Origin of the sequence: Desulfopila inferna (assembly GCF_016919005.1) — a bacterium.
Lineage (GTDB): Bacteria > Desulfobacterota > Desulfobulbia > Desulfobulbales > Desulfocapsaceae > Desulfopila_A > Desulfopila_A inferna.
Window position 1 is genome coordinate 821,219 of the sequence record NZ_JAFFQE010000001.1, and the last position, 15,961, is coordinate 837,179.

Annotated in this window: 14 protein-coding genes; 4 read left to right on the top strand and 10 right to left on the bottom strand. The window is 46.9% G+C overall.

Annotation, left to right across the window (positions count from 1 at the left end; genetic code table 11):
* Positions 1 to 536 precede the first annotated feature (536 nt).
* Positions 537 to 1,232 carry a TIGR04211 family SH3 domain-containing protein gene (locus JWG88_RS03495; RefSeq protein ID WP_205232300.1) on the top strand — a complete coding sequence of 232 codons (696 nt, stop codon included), beginning with the start codon at positions 537 to 539 and terminating at the stop codon, positions 1,230 to 1,232.
* A gap of 223 nt (positions 1,233 to 1,455) precedes the next feature.
* Here JWG88_RS03495 and JWG88_RS03500 read toward each other — a convergent pair whose 3' ends face one another.
* The 6 genes from JWG88_RS03500 to JWG88_RS03525 form a co-directional block, all read right to left on the bottom strand.
* The gene (locus JWG88_RS03500) at positions 1,456 to 2,733 is read right to left on the bottom strand and encodes a peptidoglycan -binding protein (RefSeq protein ID WP_205232301.1); all 1,278 of its coding nucleotides are present in this window, start codon (positions 2,731 to 2,733) and stop codon (positions 1,456 to 1,458) included.
* A 10-nt stretch (positions 2,734 to 2,743) separates the two neighbouring features.
* The gene (locus JWG88_RS03505; protein ID WP_205232302.1) at positions 2,744 to 3,619 is read right to left on the bottom strand and encodes a biopolymer transporter ExbB; all 876 of its coding nucleotides are present in this window, start codon (positions 3,617 to 3,619) and stop codon (positions 2,744 to 2,746) included.
* Positions 3,620 to 3,966: 347 nt separating this feature from the next.
* Entirely contained in the window at positions 3,967 to 4,608 is a 642-nt protein-coding gene (locus JWG88_RS03510) for a LysE family translocator (protein ID WP_240194234.1), read from the bottom strand.
* A complete protein-coding gene (locus JWG88_RS03515) occupies positions 4,605 to 5,075 on the bottom strand; it encodes a GNAT family N-acetyltransferase (RefSeq protein ID WP_205232303.1) in 471 nt (156 codons plus the stop codon). The genes JWG88_RS03510 and JWG88_RS03515 overlap by 4 nt, the downstream gene beginning before the upstream one ends.
* Positions 5,076 to 5,273: 198 nt before the next feature.
* Positions 5,274 to 5,624 carry a DsrE family protein gene (locus tag JWG88_RS03520; RefSeq protein WP_205232304.1) on the bottom strand — a complete coding sequence of 117 codons (351 nt, stop codon included), beginning with the start codon at positions 5,622 to 5,624 and terminating at the stop codon, positions 5,274 to 5,276.
* A gap of 115 nt (positions 5,625 to 5,739) precedes the next feature.
* Entirely contained in the window at positions 5,740 to 6,156 is a 417-nt protein-coding gene (locus JWG88_RS03525; protein WP_205232305.1) for a hypothetical protein, read from the bottom strand.
* 350 nt (positions 6,157 to 6,506) lie between these two features.
* Between JWG88_RS03525 and lon the strand changes: the two genes are divergently transcribed.
* Together lon and JWG88_RS03535 are read left to right on the top strand one after the other, a co-directional pair.
* The gene (gene lon / locus JWG88_RS03530) at positions 6,507 to 8,945 is read left to right on the top strand and encodes an endopeptidase La (protein ID WP_205232306.1); all 2,439 of its coding nucleotides are present in this window, start codon (positions 6,507 to 6,509) and stop codon (positions 8,943 to 8,945) included.
* 390 nt (positions 8,946 to 9,335) lie between these two features.
* Positions 9,336 to 10,457, top strand: coding sequence for an AI-2E family transporter (locus JWG88_RS03535; protein WP_205232307.1), 1,122 nt, complete (start codon positions 9,336 to 9,338; stop codon positions 10,455 to 10,457).
* Between the two features lie 20 nt (positions 10,458 to 10,477).
* Here the strand turns inward: JWG88_RS03535 and JWG88_RS03540 are convergent, their stop codons facing one another.
* The 3 genes from JWG88_RS03540 to fumC all read right to left on the bottom strand — a co-directional run bounded on the left by JWG88_RS03540 (position 10,478) and on the right by fumC (position 12,937).
* Positions 10,478 to 10,717: a hypothetical protein gene (locus tag JWG88_RS03540; RefSeq protein ID WP_205232308.1), complete on the bottom strand. Its 240-nt coding sequence runs from the start codon at positions 10,715 to 10,717 to the stop codon at positions 10,478 to 10,480.
* A gap of 494 nt (positions 10,718 to 11,211) precedes the next feature.
* The gene (gene rd, locus JWG88_RS03545; RefSeq protein WP_205232309.1) at positions 11,212 to 11,373 is read right to left on the bottom strand and encodes a rubredoxin; all 162 of its coding nucleotides are present in this window, start codon (positions 11,371 to 11,373) and stop codon (positions 11,212 to 11,214) included.
* Positions 11,374 to 11,542: 169 nt separating this feature from the next.
* The gene (gene fumC / locus JWG88_RS03550) at positions 11,543 to 12,937 is read right to left on the bottom strand and encodes a class II fumarate hydratase (protein WP_205232310.1); all 1,395 of its coding nucleotides are present in this window, start codon (positions 12,935 to 12,937) and stop codon (positions 11,543 to 11,545) included.
* A 611-nt stretch (positions 12,938 to 13,548) separates the two neighbouring features.
* Here fumC and JWG88_RS03555 point away from each other — a divergent pair.
* Entirely contained in the window at positions 13,549 to 14,352 is an 804-nt protein-coding gene (locus tag JWG88_RS03555; RefSeq protein ID WP_205232311.1) for a DUF3786 domain-containing protein, read from the top strand.
* A 105-nt stretch (positions 14,353 to 14,457) separates the two neighbouring features.
* Here JWG88_RS03555 and JWG88_RS03560 read toward each other — a convergent pair whose 3' ends face one another.
* On the bottom strand, positions 14,458 to 15,702 hold the full coding sequence (locus JWG88_RS03560) for an aminotransferase class I/II-fold pyridoxal phosphate-dependent enzyme (protein ID WP_205232312.1): 1,245 nt from the start codon (positions 15,700 to 15,702) through the stop codon (positions 14,458 to 14,460).
* Positions 15,703 to 15,961 lie beyond the last annotated feature (259 nt).

Here is a 15,961-nt window from a genome sequence, read left to right on the forward strand (position 1 = left end):
TAAAAAGTCATTTGAGATTTCCGAGATCCTTTTCTTGTAGATTTTTACACCCTGTTGTCTCTCTTTATTTGTATCAGTTTACTCCTCTTGAATCAATTGTTTTCGTGAACTTTGGAACAGCCCCCTTTTATCTGATATCTTTGAATTTTCCAATTGCAGCAGCATATCTATGACAGGTTAGCGCCTTAGAGACCTTCACGTCTTCATTTCTTTGTGAAAACAATCGACTGCCTTGTTCGAAATGATTCGGCTGGAGCCGCATACACTCCAATCCTGCGGGAAATCATCTTCACGAAAATGATTCGTAATATTTATACGAATGGGCTAAATTAATGAGCAGAACTAAAATCATAGCCGCAACGACGCACAGACGGTTGCCTTTTCTCAACCAATACCTATTAAGAGACTGTCCCCGGGAGTAAAGACCGGGATAAACGCTATTTGCTGATCGGCCGGATTGAGACTGATAATCGAGAGACAGACACTGTTTTTGCACGGCTTCAATTATATACCTCAGATGGAGATTTAAAAAAAAAATGAAGAAAGTAACTTCCAGACTACCTTTACATTTCAGTTTTATATCTGCTCTTTTTTGCTGCGCCCTTATTATGGTTATGTTTACTGAACTGGCAGCCGCACAAACCTGGTACATACGGCCTACAGCTGAAATTCCACTGCGCCGGGGCCAGGGAAGCGACTATAAGATTTTGGCTATTGTCCCTAACGGTACCGCTGTGGATGTCATTAAAGAAGAAGGCTCCTGGACGAATGTTGTCACCAAAGACGGCCAGGAAGGTTGGATTTTAGGGAGATACCTGACCACAGAACCTCCACTGGAAGAGAGCCTTGAGGCCCTGCAGAAGGAAAATGCCATATATAAAGAGAAGTCTGTTGTGCTGCAATCCAGGAATGAAGAGCTGAAAGCTTTAAACACAGCCCTGCAGAATACCCTCGAAAACAACAAAAATCAGCTCGTTGAAACCACGGCAAAATATCGGAAACTCACCGATGATACGGCTGATGTCATCGCCATTAGAAATAACCTCGACCAAAGCAGACAAACCATTACAAAGCTGCAGCAGGAGCTCGATTCCATTACCGCCGAAAACAAACGACTGAAGGCGAGCCAGAACATTAAATGGTTCCTGGCAGGTGTAGGGACTCTTATTTTCGGTGGTATCGTAGGCATGGCCGGCAGCAAATCAAAAAAGCGAAGATCCTCTCTTTATTAGTACCTTACTCCTTAGAAACTGCCAGAAAAAAACAAGAAAAGGAATAAGCATTTGATAACTGCGAATTGCTCTCTATATCCAAGGTACTCTTATCCAGCTCAGCTGGGTTAGTCCTTACAGATTGTTTTCTGAGTTTTTTCGCCAAGAAAACAGTCAGTCTAAGAGTCCAGTTCAGCTGAGTCGACTTCTGGTTCCTTCTCGCGCTGTCCCTAATGCAAAAGGGTCAGCGCGAGGTAAATTTGATTTCAATACGCCGGTTGCGACGATGGGCTTCCGGAGTATCCGCCGGATCAACGGGATGAAACTTACTGAAACCGGCGGCAGCCATGCGATTCTCCGGGATTCCCTGACCCGCAAGATATTGTACAACCGAAAGTGCCCTTGCTGCAGACAGCTCCCAGTTGGACGAGAAATTCGCCGTGGTTATTGGTATCCTGTCGGTATGGCCGTCCACCCGGAGAATCCACTGCAGGTCATCGGGTATTGCCGGAAGTACCCCCCTCAGCACTTCAGCGAGTTCTTCAAGCTCGTTTTTGCCCTGCTCACTCAATTCAGCGCTTCCTGAAGGAAACAGCAACTCGGCCTGAAGGAGAAAACGATCTCCTTCGATGCTTATCATGGGATTATCGGCGATGATGTCTCGCAGTCGTCCAAAAAATTCTGAGCGATATCTCTCCAGATCGGTTACCCGCCTGGCTAACTCGATATTGAGCCGCTCGCCGATATCACGAATTTCTTCTTCCTGCTCGGCTCGCTTTAGCTCGGACAGTCTTAGAGCATTGGCGATTTCATCAAGCTGCTGCCGCAGCTGATCCATTTTCCGATTAAGCAGGGCCACCTCCGCACGCGCATCCGCTGCCAAGCTGCGCTGGTTTTCCAGGGCCTCCCGCTGCTCACCAACCAGGGCAGATAAAGCCTGAATCCTGATATCGCGCTGTTCGATCTCCTCCTGGACAAGCAGGGTTTTCTCTTTTTCTTCAGCCAAACGAGCCCGCAAAGCCTTACTGCGGTCGCGCAGGGTTTCGCTCAACTGCTGTTCGTTCTCCAATGTAGCGGCCAGCTCTCCGATTCGCTCCTCCAGCTCTCGACGCAGGGTTTCAAGGGCCTGAATATCTTCCTGCAGGCTGGCCATGGCACGCAGGTCCTCCTCCATTATTTCACGATCTTCAATCCTCTTTTCTTGCAGATACTCAACTTGTTCCTGAAGCTCCGTGCGCTGAATGGTCAAGGTATCCACCTGAGCGGACAGAGCGGCGATGGTTTCCGTCATCGCCGCATTAGTTTCCTGCTCAAGCCCCAGACGTTTGGTTATTTCTTCGAGCTGCAGATGAAGATCTTCCAGTTCGCTGCTCTGACTGGTGAGAATATGGCTTAGGATAAATTGTGAAAAGGTGAAGATCAGCAAGACAAAAATAACCACCATCAATAAAGCCGAAAGCACATCGACATATCCCGGCCAGATGCTTTCGGATTGCGGGGAGCGGCGTGAGCCCAAGGCCATATTATGCCCCCTACCCTTTATCCGGCTCAGAGAATGAATCAGAAGCTGATCCGGACGGCGATTTCTGAAGCAACTCCTCTATATTACTGTTAGTGCGCTGCATTTCCTGCAACAACTTGTCGAACTGTAAATGAGAAAATTCCGACGGAGGATACTGCTGCTCGTCCTCAAACTGAGTACCTGATGTCCTTCTCACCAGTTGAGTCACACCGGAAAGCCATTCCTCAAGCTCATTGAAAAACCTGTTCTGAGCATGGTTGGCCTGAATATCGAGAAAACCAAGCACCAGGGAGCCGCCCAGTCCAAAGAGTGATGAACTGAAAGCCGTACCCATGCCTTGGAGTGGTTCCTGAAGTCCGGCTTTCAAGGTCTTGAACATTAAATCAAAATCTCTGTCGCCGACATCAAAACCACCAATAACACCGCTGACCGCACCGATAGTGCCCAGTAATCCCCAGAAGGTACCAAGCAGACCGAGAAAAACAAGGAGGCCGACAATATACCGTGATATCTCCCGGGATTCATCCAGTCGGCCGCGGATTCCCTCAAGTACAGTGCGCAGGGACAGGGCCGAGAGGCTGAAGCGATCCCGGTGCATGCCTTCGAGATGCTTGGCCAGGGGCTTGAGCAGTTCCGGGCTTTCGGCAACCGATAATCCGGAGGTTCCGGTGCGGAAGATCTTAATCCAGTTAATTTCCGGTTCAAGGGTGACCACACGGCGGACATTGAGTAGAATACCGATGGCCAGAACTCCGAAGATGACAAGATTGAATCCCCAGTTGGCCATGAACGCCCCTTTGAGCGGCTTGTATAAAAGAGCGCAGACAATAGCGACAATGCCGAGATATACGAACATCATCAAAAGATAGTAGCGCGGCTTACTCATGGAAAAAACCCTCTTTTTACGTTAGAGACATTTGATAGACACCTGATAATCACGAGTTGCCATGCTCTCAGATAACAAAATAAAAAGTTCGATATACAAGACGCAGTGTGAGACAGGGCTTTCTCGAAATCTGAGTTTATGCCCGTACGGGTGCTTATCGCGACACCAGCAATACTTCACAATTTTATCGCGGTAATTTCGCTGCAGAGGTTTTTGCGGCAGAGCGGTGTCCAGACCGTTTATACACGTAGTAATCTTACCATACTCCCTGCTCTCTTTCCTAAGCTTTTGTGGGGTCGCGACCAGGAGGTAATCGACAAACACCGGCAGAAGATTTTCCGGTCAAACTATCTCCTGGAGAACGCCAGAGAAATTCCCAGACCGATAAAAAGAACACCGGTCACTTTATGCAGCATTTTGGAGAAGCCTGTGCTGCCGATAATTTTCTCGGTCAGGCTGGAGGCGAAAAGCGCCAGGAAAAGGCACCAGATGGTTCCGGTTGTTATAAAGGTAATTCCGAGAATAAGGAATGAGAGGACTGCCTGATGATCACCCGGAATGATAAACTGCGGCAAAAAGGCGAGAAAAAAAAGTGCGACCTTGGGGTTGAGTACATTAGTCAGCACCCCGGATATGTAGATCTGGCGGCTGGAGTATCTCCGTGTGCTCAGTGGTTCTCCCGGCTGTGGCGTGCTCCCGGTTTTCAGAGCCTTGATACCCAGGTAGATCAGATAGAGCGCTCCGGCATATTTGACCAGGTTGAAAAGAGTTGCTGAACCGGCAAGCAGCACGCTAAGACCTGCAGCGGCGGCAATTGTGTGCACAAGAGCTCCAGTCGAAATACCCAGAGCCGAGAGGATGCCGGCTCTCTTACCCTGGGAAATTGAGCGTGCCAGGATATAGAGGGTGTCAGAGCCAGGCGTCAGGTTCAGCAGTATTCCAGCCAGGAGGAAGGCAGGAAAATTTATGATTCCAAAATCTTCCATCATCCGTCCTGCTCCAGAAACATATCAATATGGGCAATACCGTCTTCGTCATAGGGAAGTCCTCTGCCTCGAAAACCAAATTCTCCATAAAAGCTTTCAAGATGGAGTTGTGCCGAGATTCTGATCACCTTTCCCGGGTATTCCCTGCGGCTTTTTTTAATGGCAAGACGCAAAGCCATCCTTCCCAAGCCTCTGCCTCGATAAGATGCCGTGGTCAGGAGCCTGCCGATGGAAGGCTCCTGATACCTGCTCCCGGGAAAGCTCAGCCGGGCATAGGCTCCTAATTGTCCATCCTCAGCCCTTCCCAGAAGATGGAAGGAACTGCAGTCAAAACAGTCGGCATCCAGATATACGCATTTCTGCTCGACGACGAAAACCTCCTGCCTGACGGCCAGTATTTCGTGCATCTGAGCTGCTGTGAAATCGGTGAAGCACCGCCACTGCCATTGGATTTTTGAAAGATCTTCCATAGATTCAATTCTGTGCGTTGTTAACAAAAATGCGGAGTTGACGAGACTGACTCTGGAAAATCTGATTACCCCTGAAACTCAGCATCTCCCGGACTTGAGCTGGTGATTGGGGGTAATCAGGCTGAAAAAATAATAAATCCTGCTCCAAAGCAGTAGTCCCGAAGCAGGATGATGCCTGAAAGATTTTTTTTCTGACTGTTAGAAATTAAAGACTTTGGCCTCCGCCGCCATATCAATCAGATGCGGACCGCCATCCAGCAACATATTTGCATGGAAATCCGCTTCATCCAATTTTCTGTTGTTGGCGCATGGTGTGCAGACTCCTGTCTGTACCTCATTTTCCACAAGATAGGGGAGATAATCATCGGGGCAGTCACCGGTCACGGTCCTCTCACTGCCGTCTTTCCCCTTGATTGCCCAGTCAACCCCATTGTCGATGAAAAAAAGGTTTACCGTATGCCCTTTGGAATGAGCGATTTTGGCGAACTGAAAACAACGGGTAGCTTTTTCATTATCAGCGGAACTCAATACAAAAAGAAAATTTGCCATCGTATTCTTCTCCTCTCAGTTATACAACCAGTTTTGATGATCTTGTAAAGTCATCGAAGTTGACGAGATGGATTCGTAAAAATGGAACTCAATAGCAAAACAAAATGAGGGCAGTTTATTGAGCTGCTGCGGCCCTCAGATATGCTTCGTTTAAACGTTCCTCGAGATAACCTGCAAGTTCCTCGCTGAATTCCTCCATATCGAAACAGACGGCATCTTCCCCCAGCAGTCCTTCAGGTACAAAGTCACCTCTCTCTTCAGGATCCGATATCATTTCCGCATAAAAGCAGACGGAAAGCCAACGTGGTTCTCCCTCGATCACATCGACCATGACAAAAAGAGGTCTCTTTGACTGGCTCAGGTGTTTTCCACGCAATGAGTATGTCACTCCCTGACGTGGAATAAAATCAAGAGAAACAGCATCCATGGATTCCAGGACCTGTCGAAGCCTTACAAACCCTTTCTTATTTTGCTCTGTACCATCTTGCCATTGTTCAATAAAATCATTGAGCCGTTGCTGTGCATCACTCATGTTCTCTCACCCGCCACTTGATGTTTATGGTTGGTAACTTTTCAGGATAAACTGTCAGTTTTAGTCCTTGCCGAATAGTTACTATGATTCCTATATTATCTGCACAGAAAAATATAGTATTTGAACCAAATCTACTTTGAGCATATGCCCATAATTAAATTCAGAATAGAACATCAGCTCTGCAGCTGTCAATCTTTTTTCAGTATTTCAATTCATTATCTTTGTTTCCGGTGACCAGAAAAATGTCTTTTCTGGGCTCCGCCTTTGAAATTTTGAGAAAAAGATATATACGTTAAGAAACGTTGAGCTACGAAATTCACTTTACCGGAATATACAGAAAGGAGAGAAATATGGCAGATGATACAACTGTTATAGCAGCGGACGATTCTAATTATTCTGATGAACAAAATAAAAACAGCGAGCATTCACTGGTCGTCGCCAAAGATGTATTCCCCGACAGGCTCCTGCTGTTTCCCCTTCATGATCGGCCGATGTTTCCTAAAATGATGGGCCCTGTCATTGTCGACGACAAGCAGTACCAGAAAGTGATCATGGAAATCGGCGAGAAGTCCAAGCCGATGTACTTCGGACTCCTGCTTGTCAAACCCTCCGAAGACAACCTCCAGCATCGCCCCACCGAACAGGATGATTTTTTTTCCATGGGGGTTGTTGTCAGAGTACAAAGCGTCTCACCCTTCGATCAGGGGGAGCCTCTGCAGCTGGTTGTCCAGGCAGTTGAGCGCTTCAAGGTGCAGCGGATAACCTTCAAAGATAAAGTGCCGTATGCCGATGTGGAATATTTCCGCGAGGAAAGAATTGAAGTTACCGAAGAACTCAAAGCATATTCCGTGGCCATCGTTGATGCCATGAAGGAGTTGGTAACATTAAACCCTTTGTTTAAAGAGGGACTGTCACTGATTATTGAACGGATCAATGTCAGCGATCCCAGCGCGCTGGCTGATTTCGCCGCCTCCATGACCACCTCTTCAGGGCCGGAATTACAGAAAATCCTTGAAACCCTGAATGTACGAGAGCGTATCGAGAAGGTTCTCGTACTTTTGAAGAACGAACTTGAAGTCTCCAAGTTGAAAGCCCAGATCTCCAAGCGCATTGAGGAACAACTCTCCAAACAGCAGCGGGAATTTTTCCTTAAACAACAGCTCCAGGAAATCAAGAAAGAGCTGGGGCTGGCCAAGGATGATACGCAGACCGAGGTCGAGAAGTTTCAGAAACGTCTGAAGGATCTGACTTTGAGCGAAGAGGCCTCCGAGCGCATAAAAGAAGAAATCGACAAGCTCAAACTCCTTAGTCCGTCATCTCCGGAATTTAATGTAACCCGCGGGTATCTCGATTGGCTGACCCTCATGCCGTGGGGGGTGTATACCGAAGATAATTACGACATCAAAAAGGCAACCGATGTCCTGGAAAAAGAGCATCATGGCCTCGACGACGTCAAAAACCGCATCCTTGAGCTGATCTCGGTGGGCATCATCAAAGGTGATCTTTCCGGCTCCATCATCCTTCTCGTCGGCCCTCCGGGTGTAGGAAAGACTTCGATCGGTCAGGCCATCGCCAAGGCCCTCGGCAGAAAATATTACCGGTTTTCACTTGGCGGTATGCGGGATGAAGCTGAAATAAAAGGGCATCGGCGAACCTATATCGGAGCCATGCCCGGTAAATTTATTCAGGCAATCAAAACTTGCAAAACGGCTAATCCCCTGATAATGCTCGACGAGGTAGACAAAATAGGGGCAAGTTTCCGCGGCGATCCTGCATCAGCGCTGCTCGAGGTCCTTGACCCTGAACAAAACCAGGATTTCCTCGACCACTATCTTGATGTGCGTTTTGATCTCTCCAAGGTGCTCTTTATCTGCACAGCCAATCAAATGGAAACCATTCCCCAGCCATTGATCGACAGAATGGAGGTTATACGTCTTCCCGGCTATATAAACAAGGAAAAGGTGGAAATCGCCACCAAGCACCTTATCCCCAAGCAGAGAAAAGCGCATGGCATCAGCGCCAAGCAGGTAATTTTCTCAAAATCGGTACTTCGTGCCATTATAGACGGCTATGCCAGAGAAGCCGGGGTCCGCACCCTGGAAAACTGCATCAAAAAGATTTTGAGGAAAAAGGCCAAGGATTTGGTGGAAAATCCCGATCAGACCATTCGCATAAGAATAGAAGATCTTCACGATCTTTTGGGCAAGAAAAGCTTCACCGAAGATCAGGCCTTCAAAAAACCGCAGATTGGCGTTATCACCGGGCTGGCCTATACCTCCATGGGTGGCGCCACTCTATACATTGAATCCATCCCCATCCCGGCAACGCAACCCGGCTACAAACAAACCGGCCAACTCGGCAAGGTGATGGTGGAATCATCTGAAATTGCCTACAGCTACGTCCGTTCTTTGCTCAGGAACGATAAGAACGCCGTCGATTTTTTTAAAAACAATTTCATTCACCTTCATGTACCAGCCGGGGCAACACCGAAGGACGGTCCCTCGGCAGGAGTGACCATGGCCTGTTCTCTTTATTCATTGGCCAGGAATACACCGATAGCCGATTCCATTGCGATGACCGGTGAACTCACCCTGAGTGGCCTGATTATGCCTATCGGCGGAGTAAAGGAGAAATTGATCGCCGCCAAACGCGCCAAGATCAAACAGGTCATTCTTCCCGCGGAAAACAAGGAAGATTATGATCTTCTGCCTGACCATATCCAGGAAGGAATCAAGCCTCATTTTGTAAGTACTTTCAATGATGTGAAAAAAATTTGCTTCCCTTCCTGATTCTTTCTCTCCGTGCAGCCTTCACTTGCAATGGTGCGGGCTGCATGAATTCCACTTGGCTCCTCGTCCCTTCTTTCTCCGTCCTGCTTTCCTTTAAATAGTTCGACTTTGCCCTCGGAAATACTTAATTACTTTGCTTTACAGTAATTTAGCATTAATATGACTAGGACTAACCATAACGGCATTGTAAAAAGTATCCTGATTACCCCCAATCCTCACCAAGGCCAGAAAATGGATAATCAGAAAAGTTGTTGAAGTTATCGAGAACGGCTCTGTGAATAGCTCGACATTACCAGGTGCCCGCAGTGGAAGTCCGCGTTACATGCAGTACGGATAATCGCCTTTTCGAAGACGTAGACCGAGCTTTTGTCAGCCATAATTGAGGTTCATATGACGGAGAATACCCAAAAAAGAAACGGCTTTTTTATTGCTCTCCTAACGGTGGGACTTATCATAGCTTCTCTCTACATCTTTTCTCCATTTCTCAAATACATCCTCGTTGCCACAGTTCTGGCTTTATCAACCAGCCATGGCTACAATTCTCTTATAACGGCTATAGACAAAAGAGAAACACTGCCCGCCTGGGTACGAAGGTCCCGCCGTGCCCTTGTCGCCACTCTGTTTACTTCCTTTTTCCTGATGATGATTTTTTTGCCTCTGCTGTATTTCATCACAGTTACCATCGACCAGGTGTCCGCTCTCAATATGTCGGAAATCAGGGAAACCGCGCTCTCTATGTGGAATCGGTTAATAGTCTTCATGGAAGGCGTGCCACTGTTGCATGATCTTTTCCAGCGCCTGCAAAGCGAAGGAACCTCGCTTATCAACGGATCATCCATCGAAGCCATTATCAAGGGTGGAGAAAATATGATTTCAGGAGTGAGTGGTCTGATAGTTCAGATTGGCTGGATACTTACCTTTTATTTTCTATTTAATATATACGGCAACAGAATCCTGCATTTTCTGGCGACATTACTGCCCACTTCAATCGAACATGAAAAATATCTCTACCGGGAATGCTCGGGAACCGTTGCCGTGGTTTTTTATGGCGCCCTGTTCAATATGGCGGCGCAGGGGCTTGCCTTTGGTCTGCTGATGGTCTTTATAGGCGGCTATAACAGCATGTATCTTGGAGTGCTGGCCGGTTTCTGTTCAATTATTCCCATAATAGGCGCTGCACTTGTTTATATTCCCATTATCGCCCTGGAACTCTTCGACCGCAACTACATCAATGCACTGGTGATTTTAGTTTTTGCCGTTTCCGTTATGGGATTTTTTATTGACAATATTCTCCGTCTTATCTTTATCGGCTATCTGAAAAGGCTTTTCGGCTTCGAATATACCATGAACGAGATTCTGATTCTGCTGTCGATACTGGCAGGTATCGCAACGATGGGTTTCTGGGGGTTGATTATCGGACCTTCCGTTGTAGCATTGACCATCGCATCGGCAAACATCAGCCGAGACTACCTGGCTGAAGAGGGACATACACCGCAGCTCCCCTCTGATTAGGCATCTCCGGCACCCCTCACTCACCCCTGGACATAATATGCCAGCAGAAGACGATTTCTTGCCGAAATATGATCAAAAAATATTTCTATCTCATAAGGATGAGCGAAGCCACACGCCTCTCTTCTTTCACAACTCACCACGACACCTCGGCACTCAACCCAGATTTCAGCGGCAAATTCCCTGTCGCCCCTCTGGGGTAACTGGAATTTGATATCGAGTAGTGTCATCTCATCAATACGCTTGGATGTTCGACACATCATCCCAGAAAGACTGATATTTTGTGGCAATCCCCAAGCATCGCTCTGTCGCGCAAAAGATGGATACGTATATTTTCTTCCATTTTTGCACCGCTTATTTTCCACTGCAACCTCGCTCTGGCTGGCCTGTAATCTCCCTTCAACAAAATCCTATCAAATGCAGCCCCGAATTTCAAGGTCGGCTACAATATGTCTCAGGAACAAGATGAATATTAAAATCCTGATTCCCCCTAATCCTTAGCTCAAGGTCGGGACTGCTCTTTTCACGGATCTCTGCAGCCCGGATCGCTGTAGCCCCCTGGAATTGATGGGCTTATGGCGTCCCGATGAGAAGAGCAGTACTGGCTTGGGCCAGAAAATTCTGAGCTGCAGGGGGTAATCAGATTAAAACTTTCATCCGCATCAAAAAGCGGAAACAAAGTTGAATTCCAAGGGGAAGATAAGGGGCAAGGAGGTTCCAACCAGCGCTGAAAGGCGCCGGTTGGAATAGTTTTAGGTCAGGCCATTTCGGTAAAGTCGTCTTTTGAGGCACCGCAAAGTGGACAAACCCAGTCTTCCGGCAGATCCGCAAAAGCCGTTCCGGGATCAACACCATTATCAGGATCACCCGCGGCTGGGTCATATACATAATCACATATATCGCATACATACTTTTTCACAATACTCTCCTCCTTTCATGAAATTTAGTGGTACATTAGAGCAGCTGGAATTTAAAAGATCATTTCGAGAAAAAAAACTGTCGCTTCGCACTGAAGATACACATCTTGTCCGGCATATCAGACAATTTCTCAATCTTCAAGAAAAAAATCTGGAAAAAAGCTCTCCAAATCATTCCCGTCCGAGCATTGCCTGAGGATTAAGCCACTGATCGATCTCCTTTTCCTCTACGTCAAGTAATTTAAGAGCTTCTGCCTTTAGCGTGGTATTATTGTGGAAAGCGGCTTTGGCAATATCAGCTGCTTTATCATAGCCGATATGGGGGGTTAACGAAGTCACCAGCATCAGAGAATTTTCCAGATGTTCCTGAATTTTCTCCCTGTTGACCTGAATACCTACAGCACAGTTATCATGGAAGGACTGAACAGCATCCGCCAGAAGATTTGCCGACTGTAGGAAGTTAGAGATAATAAGCGGTCTATAGACATTGAGTTCGAAATGGCCATTGACCGCACCAAAACCAAGAGCGACATCATTACCTATTACCTGGCCGCACACCATGGTCAGTGCTTCAATCTGACTGGGATTCACCTTTCCCGGCATAATAGAGGAACCGGGTTCATTTGCAGGAAGGGATATCTCGCCAAGGCCACAGCGCGGCCCGGAGGCAAGCAGGCGGATATCCTGAGCGATTTTATGAAGGCTCAGCGCCAGCTGCTTTAATGCTCCATGTGCGGCAACCAGACCATCGTGAGCAGACAGTGCTTCAAATTTATTTGGTGCCGTACGAAATGGAAATCCAGTGAATTTAGCTATATATTCAGCTGCCTTTTCGGCATATCCGGAAGGACAGTTCAATCCCGTGCCGACTGCGGTTCCACCTGATGCGAGTTCCTGCAGGCGTATCAGTGAATGGGACAGAGACTTTCTGCCCTGATCAAGCAGATGAACATACCCGGAAAATTCCTGCCCAACAGTTATTGGAGTAGCATCCATAAGGTGGGTTCTGCCAATTTTCGTAATGTCCTTGTACTGCTCAACCTTATTCTTCAGGGCCTGAAGCAATACATCGAGGGACGGCAATGTTTTGTTTTCCAGTACCATGGCAGCTGCGATATGCATGGCACTGGGAAAGGTGTCATTGGATGATTGAGACATATTCACATCATCATTGGGGTGCGCAAAACGAGTGCCATAGCCGAGCTGCTTTCCCTGCAGAATATGAATCCTGTTTGAGATAACCTCATTGATGTTCATGTTGGTATGGGTCCCGGAGCCAGTTTGCCAGATGACCAGAGGGAAATGCTCATCCAGCTCACCGGCTATAATCTCGTGGCAGACCCTGACGATATAATCGGTTTTTTCAGGAGACAGCCTACCGAGATCCCGGTTTGTCAGGGCCGCTGCCTTTTTGAGATAGCCGAGGGCGCGGATTATTTCGATGGGCATTGAAGCCGGCGGACCGATCCCGAAATTTATCAGGGAACGCTGGGTCTGCGCTCCCCATAACTTGTCATTCGCTACTTCGACCTCACCCATTGTGTCTTTTTCTATTCGATATTTCATGCCGGCTCTCCCGAATAACGCCGTATTTAAAGACGGGACGGATATCTTTTTAACCTGAATATCTGATTAATTACTATAGTAATAATTAGTTGCGGTTACGCACTTGTCAATGATGAATGATCTCGTAAAAAAAGTCATAGAAGCTGTCGAGACGGATTCTGCGATAAGCACCAATAAACTCCGACTTCGAGAAAGCTTGATATACTCAAAGGAAGGTGGATTTTAAACCTGGCAGGAACAACATGACAGATATTTTTCATTATATTCATTTCCTTCTAACCAACAAACTATTAACGCATTGTATTAGTGTAATTCTGTTAGTGCTTAAATTTGACACGGAATCGTCCGGGTGGGACGCTGATTACCCAAATCCTCGGCTCAAAGGCCAGGAAAAGCAGAGTTTCAGGGGTAAGCAGATTCATTTTGTTACATATCCTCACATTCTCTATGAAAAATTTGACGAAAAAAAAACTGCCCTCATCGCTCTGCTCACTTTGACACCTTATCTTTTTACGATTATCGTGGTAGGGAAAATGCAATTGCTGACCAATATACCAAGATACTCAAGTTCTTGTGAGGTATTAAGAACTACGTAAGGATGTTTTTACACCATGAAAACCTTTAAAAATGCTTTAGAAATATTTACGTTGCTGAACAGATCCAACTGCAGAGACTGTCAGTTGCCAACCTGCATGGCATTTGCCGGAGCAGTCTATACCGGTAAGAAAAAGCTTAGAGACTGCCCACATATCCCCCCGGAAATTCTACAGGAATACGGAGAGGTCGCTGCCGAAAGCGCCATTGCGGAAAACATCGACAAAGCGATGAGAAAGCTTAAATCAGAAATTACCAAAATTGATCTTCAAAGTGTCGCCAGCAAAATTGGGGGTACATACAATAACGGTAGAATTACCGTGAAAGTCCTCGGCAAGAACTTTTCTGTTGCCGATAACGGTGACATCTACACCGATATCCACATCACTCCATGGGTTACATTACCCGTTTATAATTATATTCTTCGGGGAGGCGATAAGGAAATTACCGGCCGCTGGGTACCGCTGCGCGAACTGCCCAGCGGCCAGGACTGGTTTCGCCTGTTCGGTCAGCGCTGCGAAATACCCTTAAAGAAGATAGCGGACGAATATCCGGATCTATTCGAGGACATGGTACGGCTGTTCAGTGCCAATCTGGTGGAAAATCATTACCAATCCGATGTTTCCGTCGTCCTTCATCCTCTTCCTAAACTGCCCATGCTTATCTGTTACTGGCACCCGGAAGGCGAACTGGAATCAGACCTTAACCTCTTTTTTGATGAAACGGCTGAGGATTATCTTGATCTCAATTCTATAAATTCAATAGGATCCGGATTTGTCACTATGCTGGAGAAGTTTATCATGAGGCACGGTTTTCGCTGAGAGTTAAAGCTCGAGATACCAAGCGTAGTCTCTGAAAAGGCGATTTAGCAAGTGAATCGTCTTTTCAGATCTACAACGAACGTAAATCGAGATTTTTACGAACTCTCAATCTTCGTTTTCTTCCTTCTGCAGCTGAAATACCCCTTTTTCAATTTCGTCGTCTATATCGGAGAGACTTCTTTTCATCTGCTTGAGAGCCTGCTTTATGCGATTTTCATTCTCCACCAGAGCCAAACGCAGATAGCCATCGCCTTCTTCGCCAAAACCGGCGCCGGGCGCCACTGCAACATTCGCCCTGCTCATCATCTCCACGGAAAAACGGATTGATCCCATCTGGGCATATGGTTCGGGAATTTTTACCCAGAGGAACATGCCGGCCTTCGGTTTGTCCACCTGCCAGCCCATTCGCTCAAGACCTTCACAGAGAACGTCTCTTCTTTTCTGGTAAACCTCTACCTGCTCACCGATGCTGTCTTCACAATCCCGCATTGCCACGATGCCTGCAACCTGGATCGCGGAAAAAATGCCGTAGTCATAATAGCCTTTGATTCGCGAGAGTCCTTCAATGATCTGAGGATTGCCAACACAATAACCAAGCCGCCAACCGGCCATATTATAGGATTTGGAAAAAGATCCGAACTCTACGGCAACCTCCTCAGCTCCCGGTATCTCGAGTAAACTTGGAGCGACATACCCGTCGTAGGTTATCCTGGAGTAAGCGAAATCATTAACGACCATAAAGTTATATTTCCTGGCCAGGCGAACAACCTCGGTGAAGAACTCTTTTGAGGCCAGTACTCCAGTGGGATTGTGCGGATAATTAAGCATTACCAGCTTGGGCCTGGGATACAGGGACTGGCAGATATTCTGGATCTGCTGCAGAAAAGATTCTTCTGAATACAATGAAATGCGGATAACAGAGGCACCGGCAATAACGGCGGCATAGACATGTATAGGAAAGGCCGGAGCCGGCACCAATACGGAATCTCCCGGTCCGAGAAGGGCCAGGCAGAGATGTGATATTCCTTCCTTGGAGCCGATAGTGCAAATAACATCATCGGTGCCGCTAAGTTTGACGTCATAATTCCGTTGATAATACAGCGCAATTTCCCGTTTGAGGTTTTTCATGCCGCCGGCGACTGGATAGCGATGACTTTTGGGATCGTTGGCCACATCGATCAATTTCTCCGTCACCTGGCTCGGGGCCGGGTCGATAGGATTCCCCATTCCCAGATCGATGACATCATCACCGTTCCAGCGTTTCTCCATCTTCATCTTATTAATCATCCCAAAAAGATAGGGAGGTAGCTGCTGCATTCTTTCTGCAAACTTAATGTTCAATTTGCTCATTAGTATCCTCTGCGTATGGAAATTACTCTTTCAGTTCAGGAAGTCGAGTCATCATTTTTTCTTGAACCTTTAAGTCAGCTCATCCAGACTTAATATATAAACATAATGTACAGAGATTAGCATATCTCTACAAGGAAAAGCTTGATTCTATTCCCGTATGCAGAGAACGTTTTTCTCAGTTGTTATAGGCTGATGTTGCGGGCAGTTGTTAATCAGGTTCTTACTCATAAAGATGTGCTACAACATAAGAACTATTGAA

Bases quoted from the DNA above. Each gene is read 5' to 3' on its own strand.
- JWG88_RS03495 (WP_205232300.1), top strand. From the start codon at position 537: ATGAAGAAAGTAACTTCCAGACTACCTTTACATTTCAGTTTTATATCT.
- JWG88_RS03500 (WP_205232301.1), bottom strand. From the start codon at position 2,733: ATGGCCTTGGGCTCACGCCGCTCCCCGCAATCCGAAAGCATCTGGCCG.
- JWG88_RS03505 (WP_205232302.1), bottom strand. From the start codon at position 3,619: ATGAGTAAGCCGCGCTACTATCTTTTGATGATGTTCGTATATCTCGGC.
- JWG88_RS03510 (WP_240194234.1), bottom strand. From the start codon at position 4,608: ATGATGGAAGATTTTGGAATCATAAATTTTCCTGCCTTCCTCCTGGCT.
- JWG88_RS03515 (WP_205232303.1), bottom strand. From the start codon at position 5,075: ATGGAAGATCTTTCAAAAATCCAATGGCAGTGGCGGTGCTTCACCGAT.
- JWG88_RS03520 (WP_205232304.1), bottom strand. From the start codon at position 5,624: ATGGCAAATTTTCTTTTTGTATTGAGTTCCGCTGATAATGAAAAAGCT.
- JWG88_RS03525 (WP_205232305.1), bottom strand. From the start codon at position 6,156: ATGAGTGATGCACAGCAACGGCTCAATGATTTTATTGAACAATGGCAA.
- lon (WP_205232306.1), top strand. From the start codon at position 6,507: ATGGCAGATGATACAACTGTTATAGCAGCGGACGATTCTAATTATTCT.
- JWG88_RS03535 (WP_205232307.1), top strand. From the start codon at position 9,336: ATGACGGAGAATACCCAAAAAAGAAACGGCTTTTTTATTGCTCTCCTA.
- JWG88_RS03540 (WP_205232308.1), bottom strand. From the start codon at position 10,717: ATGATGTGTCGAACATCCAAGCGTATTGATGAGATGACACTACTCGAT.
- fumC (WP_205232310.1), bottom strand. From the start codon at position 12,937: ATGAAATATCGAATAGAAAAAGACACAATGGGTGAGGTCGAAGTAGCG.
- JWG88_RS03555 (WP_205232311.1), top strand. From the start codon at position 13,549: ATGAAAACCTTTAAAAATGCTTTAGAAATATTTACGTTGCTGAACAGA.
- JWG88_RS03560 (WP_205232312.1), bottom strand. From the start codon at position 15,702: ATGAGCAAATTGAACATTAAGTTTGCAGAAAGAATGCAGCAGCTACCT.